Below are 22,364 nucleotides of genomic sequence, written 5' to 3'. Positions count from 1 at the left end.
CCGAGCATGCCGGACGGGTTGCCCAGCATGCTCGGCGTGATGAAGACGGTGGCAGGGCCGTGACAGAGCCATGACAGTGCTTGGGAAGACTCATGGTCGAGCGGCGCAGACCCTGCCGATGGCTCAGTTGTCGCGGTAGAACTTCCAGGAGGCGATGGCGATACCCACGGCAGTGAGGATGCTCAGCAGGCAGATCACATACAGGGTCAATCCAAACATGGTCAGGTCCTCAGGAGTGGGTGGGCTGGGTCGAGGCGTTCTTGCCGTTGTGGTCTGGCGCCGCATTCAAGAACTGATAGACAAGGGTGAAGACCACGATGTTGGTGATGACGCCGGCGATCAGTGGTGTGAGCCCGGTGAGGGCTTCCAGCTCCAGGCCGCTCCATTTCCACGTGCTGGTGGCCAGGGCCCCGGCCATCATCGCGGCGATGCCGGCACGCTTGCAGCGGATATTGAACAGCACGGCGAAGATGAACGGCAGCAGAATGGTCGGTGCCCACAGGGCATAGCTCAACAGCAGCGCATCGATGATCGAGGTGGCGTAAAGCGCGAAGACGATGGCGCCCAGGCCGATGGCCAGATTGACACCGCGCTCGATCCATAGCTGCTGCTTGCCGGACATGGCGGGATTGATGAAAGGCTTGTAGATGTCGGTCACGAAGATGACCGCAGCCGAGTTAAGGTAGGAATCCGCCGTCGACATCACCACCGCCAGCAGTGAGGCGAGCACCAGACCGGTCAGCCCCAGTGGCAGGGCGTCACGAATCAGTTCCGGCATGGCTTGATCCGGCGAGATCTGCGGATAGAGCACCAGCGCGATCAGGCCGATGGTGGAGCTGACGGCATAGAACAGCAGACCGAAGCCACCGGCCAGCGAGTAGCCGATCCTGGCATGACGGGAATCCGGTGCCGACAGGGCGCGCTGGGTGTAGGGCGGGACGAGGGTCTCGCCGAGCAGGAAGGCGATGAAGATGCTGATGAACATCAGCGGCGTGTAATCGCCCATGAGGCTGAAGTGTTCGCTGGGGAGGGCGGCGATCAGGGCATCCGGGCCACCGATCTTGTCGAGCCCGACGATCATGGTAATGGGCAGGAAGACCGCGAGCATCACGAACTGCACCACGTCAGTCTGGATCACGGCCCACATGCCGCCGGCCGTGGAGTACACCAGTACCACTGCCATGCCGATCAGGATGCCGGTGCTGATCTCGATGCCCAGGATGGCATTGAAGACGGTGCCGATGGCCAGCGCCTGAGCGCCCAGAATGCCGACGCAGAAGATCAGCGAGAAGATGCCGGTCAGCAGGCGGGCGCTGCGACCATAGTGATGCGCCATGATGTCACCGACCGTCTGTGCCCCTGCATAGCGCTTGAGGCGTGGCGCGATGTAGAGGCCCGCGATGATGGTGGCGATGGGGAAGGCAGAGGCCGCGAACATGAAGGCGTAGCCTTCATCGAAGGCCTTGCCGGCGCGTCCCATCGAGGCACCCCCGCCGAGGAAGGAAGCGGCGAGCGTGGCGAACAGCACCGGCCAGATGATCTTGTTGCCGGCGACGGCGAAGTCGGCACTGCTGGACGTCTTCCTGGCACTGCGATAGCCGATGTAGAGCAATATCGCGAAATACAGCAATAGCCCCATGAGGTCGATCATATGCATTGTCTGTGGCCCTTTGTTGTTGGTTATGAGGGTCTGGTCAGCTTCCTCCCGCAGGGGGTATAAACACAACTAAAGGCGATCTATTAAGTCATAAGAACAATTTAGAGTCTGCCCGAGAGAGACTAGTCTCGAGACTCCAGACATGAGTGCCCCGCCGCGAGAGCTTTGCCACAAGAGCCCTGCCACCAGAGCCCTGCCACCAGAGCCTTGCCACCAGAGCCCTGCCATGAGATGAGAGCCAGTCGTCATGAAACTCAGACACAACCTGCGTCAATTGCAGATCTTTCAGGAAGTGGTACGCACGGGCAGTCTCTCCCAGGCAGCACGTCGTCTGGCCATTACCCAGCCTGCCGTGAGCACGGCGATCACCAACCTGGAAAGTGAAGTCGGCTTTCTGCTCTTTCGCCGCAACCACTACGGCACCCAGCTGACGCCGGAGGCCGTCCACCTGGCCGAAGGGGTCGACAAGGTACTGGCCTCGGTGGGCCACCTTGATGAGTTGACCGATGGGCTGCGTGACGGCCATGCCGGCAAGCTCACCGTGGCCTCGATGCCGGGGTTGTCTCCCACGGTGATGCCCCGAGTGATGGCGCGCTATCTTGGCGACTTCCCCGACAGTCGCCTGTCATTGCAGACGTTCAGCTCGCGCAAGATCGCCGAGTGGGTCGCCGAGGGCCAGTTCGATCTCGGCGTGATCGAGTCGGACGCCGCCATCGAGGAGCTGGTGCTCGAGGAGTATCGATTGTGCATGGCGCTTGCGGTACCCGAAGGCAATCCTCTCGCCGGGAAGGCGTCACTGAGCCCGGAGGATCTGGCCGGGGAGACCATCATCACGCTGGATCAGCATCACCAGAGCACTCTGAAACTTGCGCGTGCCTTCCAGCAGGTCGGCATGACATTGCAGGCGAGCATCGAGACCCATCTGTTTCCCTCGGTCGCGATGCTCGTCAATGAAGGGTTGGGGATCGCCCTGATCGATCCGGTGACGGCGGAGGCGATGCTGGCGCGCCGTGATTGCCGGCTGCGCATCGTGCCCTTCACACCGACCATCAACCTGGACGTCGCGTTGGTCACCTCGCGCTTTCATCCCGTCTCGCGTCAGGGGCAGCGCTTCATACCCTATCTGACGGCGGAGCTGGCGGCCTGGCAGCAGCGCTCTCATCGCCTTCATGGTCTGCCCCTTGAGGCGGGCGCAGCCCCAGCAACCAGCGGGAAAAGCGCTGTGCGGCCTGACTCATGTGGCGATGTTGAGGAGTGAGCAGCGAGAAGGTGCCGATACTGGGCAGGGCATGTGGCAATGCCTTGACGAGGCGACCCTGTGCGATGTCCTCACCGAGCAGGCGTGACCAGCACAGGATGACGCCCTGGCCGGCGAAGGCGGCATGGATCAGCAGCTGATAGCTGTTGGCGCGCAGGCTGTGGGCGGGTGACTGCCAGTCGAGGCCGAGCGATTGATACCAGTGCTGCCAGGTCAGCCAGTCCTTGAAGAAGTCCTCGACCACCAGCAGGGTGTGGTTGGCGAGCATATCCTCGGCATCGTGAATGGGGCCGTAGCGGTCGAGATAGGCGGGGCTGCAGACGGCAATGACATCTTCCTCATGGAAGATGGCCTCTGCGCTCAGGCCGGGCGGGTCGATCTCGTTGCTGAGGTGGTAATAGATGCCGAGATCGAATTCGGCGAGATCCAGGCGGTAGGGGTCTTCCACCGTCAGGATGCGCAGTTCGATGTCGGGGTGGGCGTCGCGAAAGTCGGTCAGCCTGCGGGCAAGCCAGGTGGAGGCGACGGTCGGGCTGGTGGCGAGGGTGAGCTGACGCTCATTGCCACGGCGGCGCTGGCGAGTGGTTTCATCGGCGAGATCGCGTAGCACGCGTCGAATCACACGGTAATAGTCTTCCCCGGCGGGAGTGGTGCGCAGGCCATCAGGATCACGCTCGAACAGCGGACGGCCGAGGTCATCCTCCAGACGCTTGATCTGGCGGCTGATGGCACTCTGGGTCAGGTTGAGCTCGCGTCCGGCCTGCGTGAAGCTGCCGTGACGGGCAGCGGCCTCGAAGGCGCGCAGACATTGCAGCGGAGGGAGGGCATCACGGGCCGGCATGCGAGTCCTTTGAACTGAGCGTGAAATGGCTCGGCCAAGGATAGCATGACGGCCCGTGAGGCTCGTGGTGCGTTCAGCTCATGATGCAGTCCGCTTACACCGCGGTTCTCGGCACCGTGCGTTGCCAGTCACGACGATGGACTTCCCTGTCATCTTCCCAGGCGATCTGCTCGGCCTCGAGATAGAAGTTCTCGGCATCACAGCGCATGCGGTAGTGACTCTCGACACGGATGTCGAACTGGCCCGGGGTGGTCTCGCCCAGCGCCGTGTCGCGCCCGTGCTGATCGCGTCCGGCGCGGTAGTGCCAGACGATCTCGGCACGCGTGCGATCGGCATCCTCCGGATGCGCGGTATAGCGCTCGGTGCAGCGATGCTCGACACGCATGCCGGTATTCTCGAAGGTCATCGCCCCCAGGTCATCCGCGACGATGGTGGTGATTTCTCCGGTCGCCACGTCCTCGACCACGCTGCGGCTGGGCTTGGCCTCGCGTTGCTCGCTGATATTGGCCGGTGGCGCGGACTCCGGTGCCTCGAAGGGGGTGGCCACGGCCTCGCCGGTGAAGACCGGCAGCGCGAGTGACTGCAGACCCGGCTGCAGGGTCAGTGCCGCACGTCTGGCCGCCGGCCATACCATCGGGAAGTTGGCGGTCGCGAGCGCCACGCGCAGACGGTGACCGGCCGGAATCCGGTAGCCCGCCATGTCCAGTTCAAGCTCGACCTCGATGGGCTCGCCCGGTACCAGTGTCTGCGGAGTGTCGTGATCGCGCAGGGTGAGGTTGAGCACGCCGTAGGTGATGCGTGCGACCTGACCATCCGGCTGCACGTCACTCAGGCGCACTGCCAGCTGGCCACAGGTCTGGTCACTGGCCAGCGTCAGCGTGACCTTGGGCTTGCCGAGGATATCCAGCGGCGCTTCGAGCGGCTCACTGTCAAAGCACACGGCCAGCGCATCATCGAGACGCTGGTCAGCCGGCAGGTCAGGCCCGAACCAGATGGCGCAGTACTCGCCCTGATGACGGCCAGCAGTGAGCGGGGAATCCACCACGACCGGCCTGGCCAGCTCCTGCTGGCCCTGGCGTGCATTGTCGCTCAGGCCTGACTCGCTCAGAGACATCTGATGCATCTCGACATCGCTGGCCGGCCAGCCATCCGTCTGCACCCAACGCCCCGGACGCTCGGCATACATCGTCTTCGGCGGCAGGGAGTCCTGCAGATAGAAGGTGGCGGACGGCTCGTCCATCACGCCGTTTTCCTCACCCTTCAGCCAGTGGTCCCACCAGCGCAGCGCTTCCTGCAGGAAGCCGATGGCCGGGTTGGGCACCGCGAAGTGCGGATACTTGTGAATCCACGGGCCAATCAGCGCCTTGCGCGGGCAGCTCAGGTTTTCCATCATCCGCCCGACGGTGTTCTTGTAGGCATCGCCCCAGCCACCGATGGTATACACCGCTGCTTCAATGTCGGTGTAATCGGTGTTGATGGAGCCTTGCTTCCAGTACTCGTCGCGGTGCTGATGCGACAGCCAGGTCTCGGCCAGCAGCGGCATCTCGTCGAGACGCTCCTGCCACATGGCGCGCCACTCATCACCTACCAGACGCGGGTCCGGCGGGGCCGCGGAGAAGCTGAGCATGGTGGCGGCCCAGGCCAGGTTCTCGTTGAGAAGGCACCCGCCCTTGTAGTGGATGTCATCGGTGTAGCGGTCATCGGTGGAGCAGAGGGTGATGATGGCCTTGAGCGGTTCCGGCTTGTGCGCCGCCAGCTGCAGCGAATTGAAGCCGCCCCAGGAGATGCCCATCATGCCGAGCTTGCCGGTACACCACGGCTGATTGGCGATCCAGTCGATCACCTCCAGCGCATCGGACTGCTCCAGCGGCAGATATTCATCTTCCATCAGTCCATCAGACTCGCCGTTGCCGCGCATGTCGACGCGCACTGAGGCATAGCCGTGGCCAGCGAAGTACGGGTGGGTGAGCGCATCGCGCGGGGCGGTGCCGTCACTCTTGCGGTAGGGCAGGTATTCGAGAATGGCCGGTACCGGCGCCTGTTCCGCCCCTTCCGGCAGCCAGATGCGCGCGGCCAGTCGGGTGCCGTCCGAGAGCGGAATCAGCATGTGTTCGATTTCGCGGACGGGATACGGGAAGTCGGTCTTGACCTGCATGTCACTGAGCCTTTTGGTCGAGAATGGCGGCGGAGTCTTTGCTGTCGTGCGATGTTGCAGCACAAGCGTCGCGACGCGGATTGGCCTCGACGTTCAACAATTCAGGGTTGCTCAGCCAGCGCCAGATGGCGCCACTGGCGAGCAGGATGATGATCAGGGCCGGCAGGCCGCCCAGATTGGAGAGCATCTTGACGCCATCGATGCCCACCGAACTTGTCATGACCCAGGCGACGACACCGACCATGCCTCCCCAGATGACCTTCATCGGCACCCCGGAATTGCCTTCGCTGTCGGCGGTCAGGCCACGGGTGCACAGATTGCCGATGGCATCGGTGTTGGAATCGGCGGCGGTCACGTAGGAGACGAAGGCGATGAACAGCAGCAGCGGAATCCAGACGCCGGATAGCGGTAGCTGATCGAACAGCGAGTAGAGCACATGCTCGACCCCCTGGTCATTGAGCACGCTGTTGAGATCGACATCGGTGTGCAGCTGGAAGTAGAGGCTGGCGCTGGAGAAGATCGTGATCCACGCGACGGCGAACAGTGCCGGATAGAACAGATTGACGCGCAGGAATTCACGCACGGTATAGCCACGCGAGATACGACCGAGGAAGAGTGCCGTCACCGGCGCCCAGGCGAACCAGATGGCCCAGTAGAAGATGGACCACCAGTACGGCCATTGGTCATTGCCCGCCGCGCCGGTGAACAGGCTGCGCGTGAAGAAGGTGTCCAGATAGACACCGAAGGATTCCACGCCCAGCTTGAGCATGAAGATGGTCGGGCCACACACGAACACGAAGACGCCGAGCACCAGCAGCAGGCCGGCGTTCAGGGATGACAGGCGTGCGATGCCCTTCTGCAGGCCGCTGGCGGCGGACAGCACGAAGGTGACCACGATGACGGAGATGATGATGCCCAGCAGCAGGGGAGTCGTCTCGCCATCGGTGTACTGGCCGATGCCACCGGCCAGGGTCAGGGCGCCGGTTCCCAGGGTGGAGGCCATGCCGGCGACCAGCGAGTAGAGTGCCAGCGCATCGATCAGACCGCTGTAGCGGGTGATGCGCGGGCCGAATACCGGTTCCAGCATGCTGGAGATGGAGAACTTCTGGCGGCGGTTGTAGAAAGCCAGTGCAAAGACCAGCGCCGGAACGGCGTAGATGGCGTAGGGCGTGAAGGACCAGTGCAGGAACATGGTCGACATGCTGAACAGGATGGCGTCAGTGGAACCGGCTTCCAGTCCTAGCGATTCCGGCGGACCCATCAGGTGATAGAGCGGCTCTGCCGTGGTCCAGAACAGTACGCCCACCGCCAGGGTGGTGCACAGGGTGATGGAGAACCAGCGCGCCTTGCTCAGCATCGGCTTGGCATCTTCACCGCCGATGCGGATGTTGCCCAGGCGCGAGAAATAGATGATGACCGCCAGCACCAGCAGATAGACACTCCCGAGGGTGAACAACCAGGAGAAGTGGTCCAGCACCCAGTTGTTCATCGCTGTGGTGTTGGCAAGGAAGCTGTCCTTGTCGTGGACACTCAGGCTGACCGCCGTGATGAGTATCAGAAAGGTCGGCCAGAAGACCAGATGCCGAATGGAACGCGCCATACGCCGTTACCTCGGTTTGTTGTTGGTTGGGTGAGTGATGACATGCAAGATGGCTCACTACCTTATCGGCTTGTCGGGGGGCAGCCGCAAACGCGGGTTGTGTATGGGGGTATGACGCTGACGCATATCCTCCAAACGTCGCAAGGCGCCAATGAGCGGATCATTGGCGCCTTGCGACGAGGTGAGTGCTGAAGTTGTGGGCACCGTCATGCGCCCAGTGCAAAGCCCAGTGCAAAGCGCAGGGCTTATTCCAGGCTGGCACCGTAACCGAAGCTGGCGGCTGGTTCGGCGGCGGTCTCGACCCACACGCTCTTCACTTCGCTGTATTCGCGCAGCGCATCCAGTCCGGAGGAGCGGCCATAGCCACTCTCGCCGTAGCCCCCGAAGGGCGAGCTGACGTGAATGGTCTTGTAGCCATTGACCCAGAAGGTACCCGCACGTACCTGACGCGCCACGCGGTGCGCGCGACCGACATCACGTGTCCAGACGGCGCCGGCCAGCCCGAAGCGGCTGTCATTGGCGATACGCACGGCGTCTTCTTCAGTCTCGAAGGGAATGGCGACGACGACCGGGCCGAAGATCTCTTCCTGCGCGCAGGTCATGGCGTTGTCGCCCAGCAGCACCGTCGGCGCGACATGATAGCCGCCGGTGTCCGGGATGGGGTCTGCTGAGCCCTCCGCCAGGCGCGCGCCGTCTTCGATGGCCCCGGCAAGCATCGACTTCACATGCTGGTATTGCTTGGCGTTGTTGATCGGGCCGATCTGGGTCGCCGGGTCCTGCGGGTCACCTAGGGTGAATTGCGTAGCGGCCTCGGCCAGTGCAGTGGTGAACTTCTCGAAGATCGAGGCCTGTACCAGCAGGCGCGAACCCGACACGCAGCTTTGACCAGCGCCGGAGAAGATGGCCGCCTGGGCGCCACGCAGGGCGACCTCGAGATCGGCATCCTCGAAGACGATGTTGGCCGACTTGCCACCCAGCTCCAGCACGCTGGGAATGCAGCGCTGCGCCGCGGCGGTGGCGATGTGGCGGCCAGTCGCGGGAGAGCCGACGAACACCACCTTGCGGATGTCGCCCTCGGCGATGAAGGCCTGGCCAATGGTATGGCCGTAGCCTGCGATGATGTTGACCAGCCCGCGTGGCACGCCGGCGCGCTCGATCAACACACCGAGGGCCAGCGAGGACAGCGCCGTCAACTCCGAAGGCTTGAGGATCACCGCATTGCCGGCGGTGATGGCCGGGGCAATCTGCCAGCCCGCGGTGAAGATGGGCGCATTCCACGGCGTGATCTGCAGCACGGTACCCAGCGGCTCATAGGTCACGTAGTTGAGGTGTGAGGTCGGGACCGGAATTACCTCTCCGTGCAACTTGTCCGCCCAGCCCGCGTAGTACTCGAACATCTCGGCGACCTTGGCCACCTCGACACGCGCATCGCGAATCGGCTTGTTGGCGCTCAGCGCCTCGAGCTCGGCCAGCGCCTCGGCCTGTTCGCGAATCAGGCTGCCTATCTGGTAGATGACGTGGCCACGTGCCTGGGCGGTCATGGCGGCCCACTGCGGTTGTGCCTGGCGCGTGGCGGTATTGGCGAGCGCGACCTGAGACGCATCGGCATCCGGGAAGGACAGCATCAGGCTGTCATCATGCGCGTTGCGCACCTCGATGGGCTCACCCGTGCCGGTGATGAACTCGCCGCCGATCAGGCTGCTGATGACAAAGTTGTCATCATGAGGTTGGCCACTGTCATGAAAATTCTGCATCAATTCGGCGATACGCTGAGACGTCGAGGATGCCGGGGTCATGTCCTGGGTCAGCATGGCTTATTCTCCGTGGCCAAAGAGGGTCGGGTCAGTGCATTGCACGATGGCGCAGAAGTCTTCGCTGTCATCCAGCGTCGCGCGGCTCTCATCCCAGAGCTGCGCGACGGTACTGGAGAGCGGAAGCGCCAGCCCCAGTTCTGCCGTCAGATCACTGGCCAGCCCGACATCCTTGCGCATCAGGCCCATGGTGAAGCCGGAATCGTAGGCCTTGTTGATCACCCAGCTGGGGAACATCACCTGACTCGCGCCGCTGCGACCCGAACCCGCATTCACGCCTTCCAGCAATTTCTCCGGCGATACGCCTGCCTTGGCGGCCATGGAGACGGCCTCCGCCGTGCTGATCAGATGACAGGCCGCGAGCATGTTGTTGGCGATCTTGGCGACGTTGCCCGCCCCACAGCTGCCAACGTGTACGCGGCTGCCGCTTATGGCTTCCAGTACCGGCATGGCGCGGGCCAGCACTTCCTCCTCGGCGCCGATCACCATCGACATGCTGCCACTCGCCGCGCCCTTGGGGCCGCCGGACACCGGTGCATCGATGAAGTCGATACCACGAGTCGCCAGCGCTGCCGCCACCTTGCGGCTGGTCTCGGGAGTCGAGGTGGTGGTGTCGATCACGATCAGGCCGGACTTGCCCAGGGCCAGCAGACTGATGGCGTCCTGTTCGGTTTCCTGAGCGCCTTCCTTGCCCAGACATAGCTGCTCTACCTGCTCTGCCTTGGGCAGCGAGAGGATCACGACGTCGATCCTGTCCAGCAGCTCTGCCAGTGAACTGACCGGTGTGACGCCTGCCGCAGCGGCCTTGTCACGCGCAGCCTGTGAGAGATCGAACCCGAAGACGGGGAAGTCATGGCGAGCAAGTGTGGCGGCCATGCCGCCACCCATGTTGCCCAGGCCGATGACACCGACGGTTGTTGTCATTGTGTGGTTCCTGTCGTGGTTGGAATCGTCATGCGATTGTTGTGAAAAGGGGCAGCCGGCGGGGAATCGCCAACTGATGTGGCAAGCAGGAGGCGTCATTCGGCGCCGACGAATTCGAGCAACACGTTGCCGGCTGCGCGGGCATCGACCACGGTCCGCTCATCAATCTGGTGATGGGGTACCGCATTGCGTGTCAGAAGCTCGCGCAGTGCTTGCGGGTTGCGCGTGTTGAGACGAATCGCGATGGCATGCGGTCGTGAGGTCGGGTCTTGCGTGCTGGCGGGCAGTGCCATCTGCGGGAACTCTCGCGCTGCCTGGGCGGCATCCACGGCGCGCAACATGCCGCAGCCGTTGTCGGCTTCCAGTACGCCATCGCGCCAGGCCACCGCATCGCCATAGATCGCTCGCCAGCGTGTTTCCAGCGGATGCGGTGTCTTCAGATCACCTGGCTCGGCGAGATAGGTGATCGCCGTGATGCCATCGACCTCATTGGGATGCTGCTGCCAGCCCTTGACCCAGATGAGCTCGGGACGATGCTGATGGCAGAGGAAGTTGGAGGCATCCGGCAGTGTCGGGTCGATGAAGAGTGCCAGCGAGACGACCGCTTCATCATCGCGGCCATCCGGCAGCGTCATCTTGCGCCGAAAATCGATGCGTCCCTGGCTTGGCAAGCCTGCAGCCGTCAGGCGTTGATGGTCGGCGTCCGCGTCACGGCTATGCAGTGCGACCAGTGACACGCCTTCCTCGCCACGCGTCAGAAACTCGCCCAGCTGGCGGCCAAAGCAGAAGCGCTCACCGTCACAGGTCACGCTGGAATTGGTGCCGAACTTGCTGGCATCGTCGATGCCGATCACCTCGATGAAGTTGTCTCGGAACATCATCAACGAGGTGACACTGCCCCAGGGGTGATAGCTGACGGGCGAGGGTGCGAAGCCCATCCTGCGATATAGCGCCAATGCCTCTGCGTGATCACGTACGGTGACCAGCGGGTGGTCGATGCCTTGCGGTGACTGACGTGGAAGACTCATGACGATCACTCCTTGAGTGAGATTGGTGTCATTGGCGGGCTTCAGGCTGGGTTATGTCTGGTGAATGGCAGAACGTGGCGAGCGAGTTGGGTGCCTGTCCGACGACTCGAGCCGGTGTACCCGCCACGACGCTGCCGGCGGTGACAGGCTTCAGCACCACGGCATTGGCGGCCACGATGGCGTTCTCGCCGACCTCGATATTGCCCAGTACGGTGGCTCCGGCGCAGACCAGCGCCCCACGGCGAACGTGAGGATGGCGCACTCCCGCCTCGCCGAGCGTGCTGCCCAGTGTGACGCCATGCCACAGACTGACCTCATCCTCGACGATGGCGGTCTCGCCGATCACCAGCCCGATGCCATGATCGACGAAAAGTCCCTTGCCCAGGCGGGCTGCCGGATGGATATCGATCGCCCAGCAATTGGCGGCCCAGTTCTGCAGCAGCACCGCACTGGTGGCGTCGCCATGTGACTACAGGCTGTGCGCGATGCGATGGGCCTGCACGGCCTGGATACCACGAAAGGTGAGAAAGGCTGACAGGTGGTTCGGGCAGGCAGGATTGAGGGTAACGACGCGGGTGATGTCGGCAGCCGCGCCTGCGCAGATGCCGGGTGTCGCCTCGATGAGTGTCGTGAACCATCGTGACAAGTCGACCTCACCGGCTGCGGCTGCAGTTGCAGGGCGAGATGGCTGGCCAGTGCCTCGGGGAAGGAGGCGTGACGCAAGACACGCTGCTCGAGATGGGCCTTGAGAATCGGGTTGCGCTCGCTGAGTGTCAGCGCCTGCTCGCGTAGTTGCTGCCAGAGAGTGTCCATCGCCTGCGCCTCTAGTGGTCGCTCAATGTTCGCCATGCATGTGTCATCGCGCTTGAGCCGATGGCGGTTGCCAGCCAATGACCCGAGTATGGACAGCGCTTCTGTGTTCCAGCAATAATCCCGAATTCACTTTAATGTTGCTTTCAAAGCAATGCTGGGGGCGTGATGAGCCTGGTGCAGGAACGACGTATCCGTCATTTCCATGAGGCGGCCAGACTGGGCAGCGTGAGAGCGGCGGCGGATTATCTGAATGTGGCGCCGTCTGCGGTCAGTCGACAGATCACCCAGCTGGAGCATGAGCTGGGCATGCCTTTGCTTGAGCGCCATCGCCGTGGGGTCAAGCCGACGGAAGCCGGGGAGCGGGTGCTCGAATACTACCGGCAGCGACTGGCGCAACAGGAGGTATTGCTGGAGTCATTGCAGTCATTGAAGGGCCTGCAGAGCGGCTCGCTGATACTGGCGATCGGGGAGGGCTTCATCGAGGGGCTGGGGGGGCCCTTGAGCCGTTTCTCTGCGCGCTATCCGGGCATCGAACTCAAGGTGAATCTGTGCGGGACCAATGAAGTGATCCGTCAGGTCGTCGAGGACGAGGCGCATCTGGGACTGGTGTTCCATCCGCCTCGCGACCCCAAGATCCGCACGCATGTCTCGCGACCGCAACCGGTGTGTGCGGTAGTCAATCCTGCGCATCCACTGGCGCGTGAGGCCGAGGGTGCGCGCGAGCCACTGACACTGGCGGCGCTCGAGGGCCATGCCCTGGCGCTGCCGGAAGTGTCGTTCGGCATCCGTCAGATTGTCGCCCAGGCGGAGCATCAGGCCGGGGTGATACTGAGCCCGACGCTCACCTGCAACGCGCTGGCGATGCTCAAGCAGTTCGCGCTGCAGGGCGGCGTGACCCTGCTGCCGGATTTCGTGGTGGCCGAGGAGGTCGATGCCGGACGGCTGTGTCGGCTGTCGCTTCAGGAAGCGCCTTTCATCACGCCGCATGTGCAACTGATCAGCCGACTGGGCCGGCAACTGAGCGTCGGTGCCGATCGTCTGCTTGGTTTGCTGCGCGAGAACATGACGGCCTTCAACGCGCCGGAGGTAGGCTCAGTCGGTCAATCACGCTGACGGTGCGGGATTCAGCACCGGGTCGGCGCGCAGGCGTTCGGCGGCAAAGTCCAGGAAGGTGCGGACCTTGGCCACCGCGCCACGACCCTCGCTGTGCAACAGGTGGATCGGCAGCGGCGGTGGTTCGAGCGCCTCCAGTACGGCCTGCAGGCGACCCGCCGCAAGATCTTCGCCGACCTGATACGAGAGCACGCGGGTGATGCCCCAGCCACTGCGTGCCGCCTCGATGCAGGCAGCAATGCTGCTCATCGTTAGCCGTGGGCTTACGCGTACGGAGTGTTCTCCTTCACGGCCGAAACGCCACTCCCTGCCGTTGCTCAGCGTGCTTGAAGCGATGACGCGCTGTGTGGCCAGCGCTTCCAGTGAGGCAGGCATGCCTTCGCGGGCGAAATAGGTCGGTGAGCCACACACCACGCGCCGCACGCTGCCGACTCTCAGCGCCGTAAGCCCCGAGGACGGCAGGGAACCGATGCGCACGGCGATATCGAAGCCTTCCTCGATCATGTTGACCACGCGGTCCACCATCACCACCTCGGCACGCATTTCGGGATAGTGCTCCAGATACTCCATCAGCAGCGGCATCACGTGAATGCGACCGAACTCGGTGGGGCAGGTGATGCGCAATACGCCGGTAGGGCGTGTCGCGGCGCCGCTGACACCATCCTCCGCTGCCTGAAGCTCCGCCAGGATGCGCCGTGCATCCGCCAGATATCGCTCACCGATCTCGGTCAGGCGTACGCGACGTGTGGTACGCGTGAACAGGCGGGCACCCAGGCGGGCTTCCAGGGCATTGATGCCGCGTGTCACCGAGGGAGCGCTCATGCCCAGCACGCGGCTGCCTGCCGCGAAGCTTTCGGCATCCGCCACGGCCACGAAGACCTCCAGTGTCTGCAGTCGGTCCATCGCTGGCTCCTGTTCACGGCGATTATTGTCATGAGTTGGAATAATGAATTGTGTTTGCTGAGGATTCTAGCAGCCAGGTGAGGAGAGTAGTGTGGGGATGTGTTTGATCACCCCAACCGCTGGAGCCTCTTTCATGTCAGCCAATCTCCCCCGCCATCCCTTGCCACCGTTCACGCCAGACACTGCGGCATACAAGGTGCGTCTTGCCGAAGATGGCTGGAACAGCCGTGACCCCGAGAAGGTAGCGCTGGCGTATTCGCCGGACACCCGTTGGCGCAATCGTGCCGAATTCGTGACCGACCGTGATGAGGTGGTGGCCTTCCTGAACCGCAAGTGGGCAAGCGAGCTCGACTATCGCCTGATCAAGGAGCTGTGGGCTAGCGCAGGGAATCGGATCGCCGTGCGTTACGCCTATGAATATCGCAATGACAGCGGGCAGTGGTTTCGCGCCTACGGCAATGAGAACTGGCAGTTCGATGAGCAGGGCCTGATGACCCATCGCCACGCCAGCATCAATGAGCACCCCATCGCGCAGAGCGAGCGCAAGTTCCATTGGCCATTGGGGCGCCGACCGGATGACCACCCCGGGTTGAGCGATTTCGGCTTCTGAGTCGTCATCGCCAGTCACGTTTCCTGCAGCGCACTGCGCTTTGCCGCTCTCGGCTCTTTCCTCTTTGCTCTTTCCTCACATTGTCAGGTGAATCATGAACTCACGCCTTGCTGCCGCGTCAGCGCCCATCCGTCTGTTCCGCAATCCCAAGTCCGGCCACTGTCACCGCGTCGAGCTGATGCTGGCGCTGCTGGGCATTCCCTATGAGACGGTGGATCTCGATATGGCCAACGGCGCGCACAAGGCGCCCGAGTTTCTCAAGATCAGTCCGTTCGGGCAGGTGCCGGCCATTGAGGACAATGGCGTCTTCCTGAGTGATTCCAACGCCATTCTTGTCTACTTGACCCAGCGCTATGACGGCGAGCAGCGCTTCATGCCCAGCGATGCGCTGGCGGCGGCCGAAGTGCAGCGCTGGCTCTCGGTGGCGGCCGGAGAGATTGCCGCTGGCCCCTGCACCGCACGTCTGGTCACCGTGTTCGGTGCTCCCTTTGACCACGAGCAGGCCATCGCTCGCGCCCATGCCCTGTTTGCCGTCATGGAGTCCCATCTGGAACAGCGTCACTACCTGGTGGGGGAGCGCCTCACCTTGGCCGACATCGCGGCTTACAGCTACATCGCCCATGCCCCGGAAGGTGGTGTCAGCCTGAGTTCTTATCCCACCATTGGCGGTTGGCTTGCGCGTATCGAAGCCGAGCCGGGGTTCGTAGGCATGGCGACGAGCCCGGTACTGGCCTGAGCCTCCCTGTCATCCTGAGGGTTTGCCCATGAAAGAGCAGCGGCAGGTGTTTCATGCAGGTGAGCGACGTGTCCAGGCGCGCGCTGGCGTGCCAGAGCATTATCTCGAGCAGGTCGCTCCCTATGTGCGCGACCGGCTGCCTGAACAGCATGTCGCGTTCTTCGCGAGCCTGCCGGTGCTGTTCATGGGCGTGCTTGACAGCGACGGTTGGCCGTGGGCGGTGGTGAGCTTTGCGCCGCCCGGGCAGCTCTGCGATGCCACGCCCTGTGAGCTGCAGGTGCATGCACGACCCGCGCTGGCGGAATTGCTGGGACTGGATTTTACTCCCGGCACCAAGGTCGGCGTGCTGGGACTGGACCTCGCCACTCGGCGGCGCAATCGTCTGAATGGCACCTTGCTTTTCCCTGACGCGGTGGCAGACATTGCACCCGTTGGGCTGCGGATCGGGGTCGATCAGAGCTTCGGCAATTGTCCGCAATACATCCAGCAACGTGAGATCGACTGGGCTTCCGAGCAGACCAAATCGATCGCCAGCCGTGAGGTGGCACTGAACGATGAGGTGTCGCGTGCCTTGCTGGCCCAGGCAGACACCTTCTTCATCGCGACTCGCGCAGGTGAGCTGGATGACGCTGCGCCCAACGGCGTGGATGTCTCGCATCGTGGCGGCAGGCCAGGCTTTCTGTACATGAATGCCGATGGCAGCCTGTCGTTTCCCGATTTTGCTGGCAATCGCTTCTTCAATACTCTGGGCAATATCGAGCTGGATTCTCGTGTCAGCCTGTTGATTCCTGACTTTCTCACGGGCGAGGTGTTGTTGCTCAAGGGGCATGCTCGGGTCGACTGGAATCCCCAGCGGGCAGCACTGGTCGAGGGCGCCGAGCGCATCGTGGATGTGCTGCCGGAGCAGGTTCTGCATGTCGAGAATGCCTTGCCGGCCCAGGGGCGACTGATCGAACGCTCGCCATCGCTTGCGCTCACCGGTGACTGGCCGGCAACGCGCGATGAGCCATCGACGCTGAGACGTCTGCGCGTCATCGACAAGGTGCGCGAAAGCGACACGATCACCTCCTTTTATCTGACGCCATGGCCGCAAGCGGGGCAGGTTCGCGAATCGGCGGAAATCGCGGCCTATCAAGCCGGCCAGTTTCTGACCCTGCGTCTGGCCTCCACACCACAGCATTCCCTGTCGTCAGGTGAGATTGCGGTGATGCGCAGCTACAGTCTCTCGCAGGCCTGGCGGGCGGGGCAGAATGCCTACCGCATCTCGGTACGTCGCGATCCCAAGGGGCTCGCCTCGAGACTGTTACATGATGAATTCGCGGTGGGCGATGTGCTGGAAGCGACACCACCGGCGGGGGATTTCATGTTGCAGGACTCCCCCGCGCCCATCGTGCTGTTGTCATCCGGTGTCGGTATCACGCCGATGATCGCCATGTTGGATGCCCTGATTCAGCAGGCAGACGCGGGGCATCCTCCGCTCGGCGAGGTAGCCTTCGTACACGCCGCGCGCAATGGGCGTGAGCTGGCGTTTCTCGACACGCTGGAGCGCTGGTCGCACGTGCATGCGTGGTTGCGGGTACATATCGCCCTGTCACGCCCGAGCAAGGCGGATCTCGTGGCCGGTCGGCATCAGTCAGTGGGTAGGCTGGAGCTAGCGAGTCTGGCGGGTAATCTGTCGGGCCTTGCCTTGAGCCATGTCTATCTGTGTGGCTCCGAGGGCTTCATGCGCGCCCAATACGCCGCCCTGATGGCGCTGGGCTTGCCGCGAGAGCGACTGCATCACGAATTCTTTGGCCTTGGCTCGCTTGAGGAGGGAAACACCCTCGCGGTTGCGCAATCAGCAGATTTTCAGGCGCGCTTGCCGGAGCGTACCCAAGTCACCTTCACGCCGCGTGGGGCACCTGGCCAGCCGTCCTCCAGCGATGCGGGCATTACACGACAGTGGACGCCCGAACAGGGCAACCTGCTGGAGCTGGCCGAGCAGTCAGGCGTGAATGCCCTGTCCAGTTGCCGTTCCGGGCGCTGTGGTAGCTGTGCCCTGCGACTCGTCGAGGGGCAGGTGCAGTATCCCGAGCCGCCACAGGCCGCCGTGGCTCAGGGACAGGTGCTGATGTGCTGTGCCTATCCGGCGGGAGAGGCGCCTCTGGTCATCCAGACGCTGTGAGCTGTGTCGTCAGGCGTAAATGGCTCGATCACTCGAGCGGCTGACAAGCTTGAGAAGAATCAGTGAGATAGCGCCAGCGAGGTTCATGGTCCTGACAAGTGGGCAGCGGTATAGTGGACGATGCATGTCATTTGTTCCGCGCCCCTGGCGGCTCACGACTGGCTCGGCGTCATAGACAAGGATCTCTTCGATGGCTTCATTTCGTATTCTGACCCATCCCCAGCACGGCACACGTGCCGTCAAGATCGGCTGGTCCTGGCCGGCGTTCTTCTTCGGCATGTTCTGGGCGCTCTACAAGCGCATGTGGTTGCTGGCGGGCAGCCTGTTCGGCTTCATCGTCCTCAGCTCGGTCTTCATTCCCGCGACGATGGAAGGGCAGCTGATTTCCAACGTCCTGTTCCTGGGCTTGAACCTGACCATCAGCCTCAAGGGCAACCAGTGGTACGCGAGCCTGCTGGAAACCCAGGGCTATCAAGAGCAGGCACAGGTCTCGGCGCGCAATCCCGATGATGCACTGGCCGTACATGCCAACTCGCAGAAAGCCTCTGCTGCCGATATCCGTGATCATGAACAAGGCGCTCACTCACAGGATCAGGATCCTGTGGGCGGTCAGCGTGACGGGCGGGAAACCGAGCATGAGCGCAAGGATGGCAGGCATGACGGAGATGATGACGAAAACGGTGATGGTGGCGGTGACGGTGGTGCCGGTGGCAAGGGCAGCGGCAATGCCACGGGTACCTTCATCGGCTAGGGGCCGGAGCAGGAAGAGATGAGACGATGAACCTTCAAGGACGATTGACGCGCTGGAACGATGACAAGGGCTTCGGCTTCATTACCCCGGCGTCGGGTGGCAAGGATGTCTTTGCCCACATCAGCGCCTACCAGGGGCGCGGGCGACCCAAGGCCAGCGCGCAGGTGCACTATCAGTTGGGTATGGATGACAACAATCGCCCACGTGCCATCCGCTTTCGCACCCATGGGGCCGGAGCTTCCACCACCTCTACCGGGGTGTGGCTTGCATGGTTGGTGGCGTTGGCCGTGATGGTGGTACTCGGAGCGGGCTGGTGGCAGGAGCGTCTGCCATGGATGTTGCCTGCAGCGTATCTGGGCATGAGCCTGGTGGCGTACATGGCGTATCGGGTAGATAAATTGGCCGCTACTGAGAGTGAACAGAGAGTCCGCGAGGATACCTTGCACTTCATGGAGCTGCTGTGTGGATGGCCGGGCGCGCTGATCGCCCAGCAAAGCCTGCGCCACAAGACGCGCAAGACAAGCTACCGGCTCGTGTTTTGGTGTGCGGTACTGCTCAATATCGCCGCCGTGAGCTGGCTGACGCTCTCGCCGGATGCCGCGACCCTTCGTGACCTGCTCGGCTTTCCCGTCATGGCAGGCGAGGCCACGATCCGATGGTCATGAACGGATGATTGAGCGGTGTTATCGATCGCATGACAACGACAAAGGGGGCCTGAACCAGGCCCCCTTTGTCGTTTTTTCTTACTAGCGATAGCCATCAGAACGGTGCGTAATCATCCTGTTCGGCGCCTGTGGAGACCCAGCGCTCCCTGGCAGGTATCGGCCGACGCTGGGCGCCCTGTGGCGGTATCTGGCCTCGCTCACCATACAGCCACAGCACCAGGTTGGAGCGCTGGCCGCTGGTGATCGGCTGCGCGGCATGCGGCACATTGCCCCGATGCAGCATGGCCGAGCCGGGCGTGAACGAGAAGCGAACTGCGTCTCCGCTGGCGGCTTCCAGAACGTCCAGTTCGGAGCCCTCGAAGGTCTCGTCGGGCAGGTTCATGTTGATGTTGAGGGTCACGGACGAGGCATCGGTATGCGGCCGAATCGAGGCGTCCGTGGTGGGCTGATAGTGGATCGAGAAGCCGAAGGACTGGCTATCGTAGCCCATGATTTCCGGGAACAGCAGCCGCGAGATCGGGCGCATGTAGGTATCCAGCAGCTGCTGATAGAACGCCTGGAAGCTCGGTGCCGCCAGATAGCCCTCGGAGCGACGGTCGAGCATGGCGCCGCGTCGATTCAGCACGATGCCGTAGGGCGGGCGCAGCGGAATACCGGCATCCCATGCCTTTTCCAGCAGGTTGCGCAAATCAACGATGCGCTCGACATCGAAGAGCTGGAACTGATAGACGTCGGTGGCGACTTCTGTCATCAGCGCCTTGACGTCCGTCTCGCGCTCGGGATTCTCCCACGCCTGCTTGACGGCAGTGCGCAGCGCCTTGTCGATCAATCCACTGTCGAGGATGGCGAGGTCGTCTGGCTCGACGGCTTCCCATTCACGCCAGGCGTCACTCAGCAGTTGACGGTGGCTGTCCCAGAATTGTTGGACGGAGGGGGCGCGCCGCAGCATGGCTTCGCGGGAAGGCAGTTCGAGCTCGCGGGCTTGCTGCAAGCGGGTCTGCTGTAATCGGGTGGGGTGCAATACAGAGTGAGTCATGGGGTGTCTGCTCCAGAAACTTGCGGCATGAAGGCTGCCGTTTCGGTGATATGGGGCAATTTATTACGCCGTGCCTTGTTGATAAACAGGCCCCTGGAGTAAACACATTCAATATTATGTTGATGATCTCCCTACGACAGCAGGCCCGCACACAATGCGGGCCTGCTGTCGTTTGTCACAGTGATACGTGGCGCTCTGTCAGCGCATCAAACCATCGACCACCCCCAGGCCATGGAAGGCGATCATGCCGATGATGCCAGCGAAGATCACGTAGTAGAGCGTCGGCAGGATCGTCTTGCGTAGCGTGACGCCTTCGCGCCCCAGGAGGCCGACGGTGGCCGAGGCGGCCACCACGTTGTGGATGGCGATCATGTTGCCAGCAGCCGCGCCGACTGCCTGGAGGGCGACCATCATGGCGCTGGAGATGCCCAGGGCCTGGGCGACGTTGAACTGGAAATCAGCCAGCATCAGATTGGAGACGGTGTTGGAGCCGGCGATGAAGGCCCCGAGGGCACCGACACTCGGCGCGAACAGCGGGTAGATATCGCCCACGCCATCGGCGATGAACTGCGCCATCGCCACCGGCATCGACACCAGATCCGCCTCGTTGACGCCGGAATTGATCAGGATGCGCACCATCGGAATCGTGAACAGCAGCACGAAGCCTGCGCCGAGGATGGTGCGGCTGGATTCGCTGACGGCAGCACTGACATCACGCATGCGCATGCGGTGCAGCACGATGGTCAGCAGTACCACGACCACCAGAATGCCGCCGGGCAGGTACAGTGGCTGCAGACTGCCGGAGATGTCGCCCTCTCCGAGAATGCTGCTCCAGCCGAAGCTCCACGAAGTCAGCGTGTCCTTGATCGGCGTAATGACGCGTGACATCACCAGCAGTACCGCGAGCAGCACATACGGCAGCCACCCCATGCCGACCGACAGCGGCTTGCGACCCTCGACGGGCTCAAGTGTCATGTCCAGCTTGCCGATCCACTCCGCGGGCCAGCTGTCAGCGTGCGGGAAGTCCCAGGTCCGGCTGGGCAGCAGGAAGCCCTTGCGCGCCGCCGGTACCACGATGGCGAGCCCGACCATGGCGCCGATCATCGAGGGGAATTCCGGTCCCAGCAACAGGCCCGCCAATACATAAGGCACCACGAAGCAGACCCCGGCGAACAAGGCGAAGGGTGCGACCTCCAACCCTTCACGCCAGGAGCGATTGGCGCCGAAGAAGCGCACCATCACCGCGACCATGATCAACGGCATGCAGATCCCGATGATGCCGTGGGTGATGGCGACTTCAGAGGTGATCAACTGGAAGTAGCTGTCCCAGTTGGAGCCGTTCGCGGCCAGAGTCTCGCTGACACCGGCCTTGTCGAGGCCACCGGAGACCCCGACCACGATGGGCGTGCCGACGGCACCGAAGGAGACAGGTGTCGACTGCACCATCATGCCCACCACGACTGCAGCCAGGGCCGGGAAGCCCAGCGCCACCATCAAGGGGGCTGCGACGGCAGCGGGTGTGCCGAAGCCTGAGGCACCTTCGATGAAGCAACCGAACAGCCAGGCGACGATGATGGCCTGCACACGGCGGTCTGGACTGATGCCGGAGAAGCCGTTGCGTATCGCGGCAATGCCGCCGGAATGTTTGAGGGTATTGAGCAGCAGCAGGGCGCCGAAGATGATCCACAGGATCGCGACCGTCAGTATCAGCCCCTGGAGTGACGAGGCCAGGACACGAGTGAAGGTCATGTCCCAAGCCAGCAGGGCGATCAGCGCCGTGACCACGAAGACGATGGGCATGGCGAGGCGGGCGGCCATACGAAAGCCGATCAACAGCACTCCGGCGAGCAGCAATGGCACAAAGGCCAACAATGCCAATAGCGACTGATTCATGTGCAGCACACTCCCTATGTTGCGTGGCGAACGTCGTTTATAAGTCGTTGTTGTTGGATGGGTGCGTTGTTCTGTCGCACCTGACGCTAGCTCAAGGTAAGAGAGTCCATTTGTTTCTGCTACTTGAGATCATCTGGTATTACCAGTGATGATCATGAGGTTTGTTTACGCCAACTCATTGATAGTCAATGCCTCTGTGAGGTGTTGCAGCTCCCCCGTCACGCGCAGCAGAGCAGTTTATTAGACTAAAAGGCGTCTGTTGACCGGGGGCGGGCACCGCTTGCCGGGGCTGAGTACCGCTCGCTGAGTGTGGAGGCCAGAACGTCAGACCCATGACATCCGCATGTCCAATGCTTCACGTGCCCGAAGCGCGGGGGGATGGTGAACACAAGCTTGTGGGGGCGGC

General features: G+C 62.7%; 17 protein-coding genes and 2 pseudogenes. 7 read left to right on the top strand and 12 right to left on the bottom strand.

Features of this window, described 5'->3' with window-relative positions:
* Positions 1-229: 229 nt before the first annotated feature.
* A complete protein-coding gene (locus tag F8A90_RS10665) occupies positions 230-1,657 on the bottom strand; it encodes a sodium:solute symporter family protein (RefSeq protein WP_200017117.1) in 1,428 nt (475 codons plus the stop codon).
* 247 nt (positions 1,658-1,904) lie between these two features.
* On the opposite strand from F8A90_RS10665, the pseudogene F8A90_RS10660 reads away from it, so the two are divergent.
* Positions 1,905-2,735: pseudogene (locus F8A90_RS10660) on the top strand (LysR family transcriptional regulator); the annotation flags it as partial.
* Between the two features lie 34 nt (positions 2,736-2,769).
* Here the strand turns inward: F8A90_RS10660 and F8A90_RS17575 are convergent.
* The 8 genes and pseudogenes from F8A90_RS17575 to F8A90_RS10625 all read right to left on the bottom strand — a co-directional run bounded on the left by F8A90_RS17575 (position 2,770) and on the right by F8A90_RS10625 (position 12,087).
* Positions 2,770-3,756 (bottom strand): LysR substrate-binding domain-containing protein, encoded by a 987-nt coding sequence (locus F8A90_RS17575; RefSeq protein WP_233593283.1) that lies wholly within the window; start codon positions 3,754-3,756, stop codon positions 2,770-2,772.
* Positions 3,757-3,850: 94 nt separating this feature from the next.
* The gene (locus F8A90_RS10655) at positions 3,851-5,911 is read right to left on the bottom strand and encodes a CocE/NonD family hydrolase (protein ID WP_200017115.1); all 2,061 of its coding nucleotides are present in this window, start codon (positions 5,909-5,911) and stop codon (positions 3,851-3,853) included.
* Position 5,912: 1 nt separating this feature from the next.
* Positions 5,913-7,511, bottom strand: a complete 1,599-nt coding sequence (locus F8A90_RS10650) for a BCCT family transporter (RefSeq protein ID WP_200017114.1) — start codon at positions 7,509-7,511, stop codon at positions 5,913-5,915.
* 245 nt (positions 7,512-7,756) lie between these two features.
* Positions 7,757-9,322: an aldehyde dehydrogenase family protein gene (locus F8A90_RS10645; RefSeq protein WP_233593282.1), complete on the bottom strand. Its 1,566-nt coding sequence runs from the start codon at positions 9,320-9,322 to the stop codon at positions 7,757-7,759.
* Between the two features lie 3 nt (positions 9,323-9,325).
* The gene (locus tag F8A90_RS10640) at positions 9,326-10,345 is read right to left on the bottom strand and encodes an NAD(P)-dependent oxidoreductase (RefSeq protein WP_200017113.1); all 1,020 of its coding nucleotides are present in this window, start codon (positions 10,343-10,345) and stop codon (positions 9,326-9,328) included.
* Positions 10,342-11,274, bottom strand: coding sequence for a VOC family protein (locus F8A90_RS10635; RefSeq protein WP_200017112.1), 933 nt, complete (start codon positions 11,272-11,274; stop codon positions 10,342-10,344). Before F8A90_RS10635 ends, F8A90_RS10640 begins: the two co-directional genes overlap by 4 nt.
* 28 nt (positions 11,275-11,302) lie before the next feature.
* Positions 11,303-11,719, bottom strand: coding sequence for a serine O-acetyltransferase (locus F8A90_RS10630; RefSeq protein WP_233593280.1), 417 nt, complete (start codon positions 11,717-11,719; stop codon positions 11,303-11,305).
* Between the two features lie 24 nt (positions 11,720-11,743).
* Positions 11,744-12,087, bottom strand: a pseudogene (locus F8A90_RS10625) (serine O-acetyltransferase).
* Between the two features lie 165 nt (positions 12,088-12,252).
* Here F8A90_RS10625 and F8A90_RS10620 point away from each other — a divergent pair.
* The gene (locus F8A90_RS10620) at positions 12,253-13,200 is read left to right on the top strand and encodes a LysR family transcriptional regulator (protein WP_200017109.1); all 948 of its coding nucleotides are present in this window, start codon (positions 12,253-12,255) and stop codon (positions 13,198-13,200) included.
* Here the strand turns inward: F8A90_RS10620 and F8A90_RS10615 are convergent.
* On the bottom strand, positions 13,192-14,103 hold the full coding sequence (locus tag F8A90_RS10615; RefSeq protein ID WP_200017108.1) for a LysR substrate-binding domain-containing protein: 912 nt from the start codon (positions 14,101-14,103) through the stop codon (positions 13,192-13,194). The genes F8A90_RS10620 and F8A90_RS10615 overlap by 9 nt on opposite strands.
* A 133-nt stretch (positions 14,104-14,236) precedes the next feature.
* Here F8A90_RS10615 and F8A90_RS10610 point away from each other — a divergent pair, with 133 nt between their 5' ends.
* The 5 genes from F8A90_RS10610 to F8A90_RS17685 all read left to right on the top strand — a co-directional run bounded on the left by F8A90_RS10610 (position 14,237) and on the right by F8A90_RS17685 (position 19,029).
* Positions 14,237-14,713 (top strand): nuclear transport factor 2 family protein, encoded by a 477-nt coding sequence (locus F8A90_RS10610; RefSeq protein ID WP_200017107.1) that lies wholly within the window; start codon positions 14,237-14,239, stop codon positions 14,711-14,713.
* 94 nt (positions 14,714-14,807) lie between these two features.
* Positions 14,808-15,449 carry a glutathione S-transferase family protein gene (locus F8A90_RS10605; protein WP_200017106.1) on the top strand — a complete coding sequence of 214 codons (642 nt, stop codon included), beginning with the start codon at positions 14,808-14,810 and terminating at the stop codon, positions 15,447-15,449.
* Between the two features lie 46 nt (positions 15,450-15,495).
* A complete protein-coding gene (locus F8A90_RS10600; protein ID WP_200017105.1) occupies positions 15,496-17,613 on the top strand; it encodes a 2Fe-2S iron-sulfur cluster-binding protein in 2,118 nt (705 codons plus the stop codon).
* Positions 17,614-17,803: 190 nt separating this feature from the next.
* Positions 17,804-18,364, top strand: a complete 561-nt coding sequence (locus F8A90_RS10595; RefSeq protein WP_200017104.1) for a DUF2628 domain-containing protein — start codon at positions 17,804-17,806, stop codon at positions 18,362-18,364.
* A gap of 26 nt (positions 18,365-18,390) precedes the next feature.
* Positions 18,391-19,029 (top strand): cold shock and DUF1294 domain-containing protein, encoded by a 639-nt coding sequence (locus tag F8A90_RS17685; RefSeq protein ID WP_267906745.1) that lies wholly within the window; start codon positions 18,391-18,393, stop codon positions 19,027-19,029.
* Between the two features lie 94 nt (positions 19,030-19,123).
* On the opposite strand, the gene F8A90_RS10580 is transcribed toward F8A90_RS17685, so the two are convergent.
* Together F8A90_RS10580 and F8A90_RS10575 are read right to left on the bottom strand one after the other, a co-directional pair.
* Positions 19,124-20,065, bottom strand: coding sequence for a 2OG-Fe(II) oxygenase (locus F8A90_RS10580; RefSeq protein WP_200017103.1), 942 nt, complete (start codon positions 20,063-20,065; stop codon positions 19,124-19,126).
* A 198-nt stretch (positions 20,066-20,263) separates the two neighbouring features.
* The gene (locus F8A90_RS10575) at positions 20,264-21,958 is read right to left on the bottom strand and encodes an L-lactate permease (protein WP_200017102.1); all 1,695 of its coding nucleotides are present in this window, start codon (positions 21,956-21,958) and stop codon (positions 20,264-20,266) included.
* Positions 21,959-22,364 lie beyond the last annotated feature (406 nt).

Origin of the sequence: Cobetia sp. cqz5-12, assembly GCF_016495405.1 — a bacterium.
In the GTDB taxonomy this organism is placed as follows: domain Bacteria; phylum Pseudomonadota; class Gammaproteobacteria; order Pseudomonadales; family Halomonadaceae; genus Cobetia.
Note: the sequence above shows the minus strand (reverse complement) of the source record. Positions and strands in the feature narration are given on the sequence as shown.

Bases quoted from the DNA above. Each gene is read 5' to 3' on its own strand.
- F8A90_RS10580 (WP_200017103.1), bottom strand. From the start codon at position 20,065: ATGACTCACTCTGTATTGCACCCCACCCGATTACAGCAGACCCGCTTG.
- F8A90_RS10605 (WP_200017106.1), top strand. From the start codon at position 14,808: ATGAACTCACGCCTTGCTGCCGCGTCAGCGCCCATCCGTCTGTTCCGC.
- F8A90_RS10650 (WP_200017114.1), bottom strand. From the start codon at position 7,511: ATGGCGCGTTCCATTCGGCATCTGGTCTTCTGGCCGACCTTTCTGATA.
- F8A90_RS17575 (WP_233593283.1), bottom strand. From the start codon at position 3,756: ATGCCGGCCCGTGATGCCCTCCCTCCGCTGCAATGTCTGCGCGCCTTC.
- F8A90_RS10635 (WP_200017112.1), bottom strand. From the start codon at position 11,274: ATGAGTCTTCCACGTCAGTCACCGCAAGGCATCGACCACCCGCTGGTC.
- F8A90_RS10645 (WP_233593282.1), bottom strand. From the start codon at position 9,322: ATGCTGACCCAGGACATGACCCCGGCATCCTCGACGTCTCAGCGTATC.
- F8A90_RS10610 (WP_200017107.1), top strand. From the start codon at position 14,237: ATGTCAGCCAATCTCCCCCGCCATCCCTTGCCACCGTTCACGCCAGAC.
- F8A90_RS10655 (WP_200017115.1), bottom strand. From the start codon at position 5,911: ATGCAGGTCAAGACCGACTTCCCGTATCCCGTCCGCGAAATCGAACAC.
- F8A90_RS10615 (WP_200017108.1), bottom strand. From the start codon at position 14,103: ATGGACCGACTGCAGACACTGGAGGTCTTCGTGGCCGTGGCGGATGCC.
- F8A90_RS17685 (WP_267906745.1), top strand. From the start codon at position 18,391: ATGAACCTTCAAGGACGATTGACGCGCTGGAACGATGACAAGGGCTTC.
- F8A90_RS10665 (WP_200017117.1), bottom strand. From the start codon at position 1,657: ATGCATATGATCGACCTCATGGGGCTATTGCTGTATTTCGCGATATTG.
- F8A90_RS10595 (WP_200017104.1), top strand. From the start codon at position 17,804: ATGGCTTCATTTCGTATTCTGACCCATCCCCAGCACGGCACACGTGCC.
- F8A90_RS10575 (WP_200017102.1), bottom strand. From the start codon at position 21,958: ATGAATCAGTCGCTATTGGCATTGTTGGCCTTTGTGCCATTGCTGCTC.
- F8A90_RS10640 (WP_200017113.1), bottom strand. From the start codon at position 10,345: ATGACGCCTCCTGCTTGCCACATCAGTTGGCGATTCCCCGCCGGCTGC.
- F8A90_RS10620 (WP_200017109.1), top strand. From the start codon at position 12,253: ATGAGCCTGGTGCAGGAACGACGTATCCGTCATTTCCATGAGGCGGCC.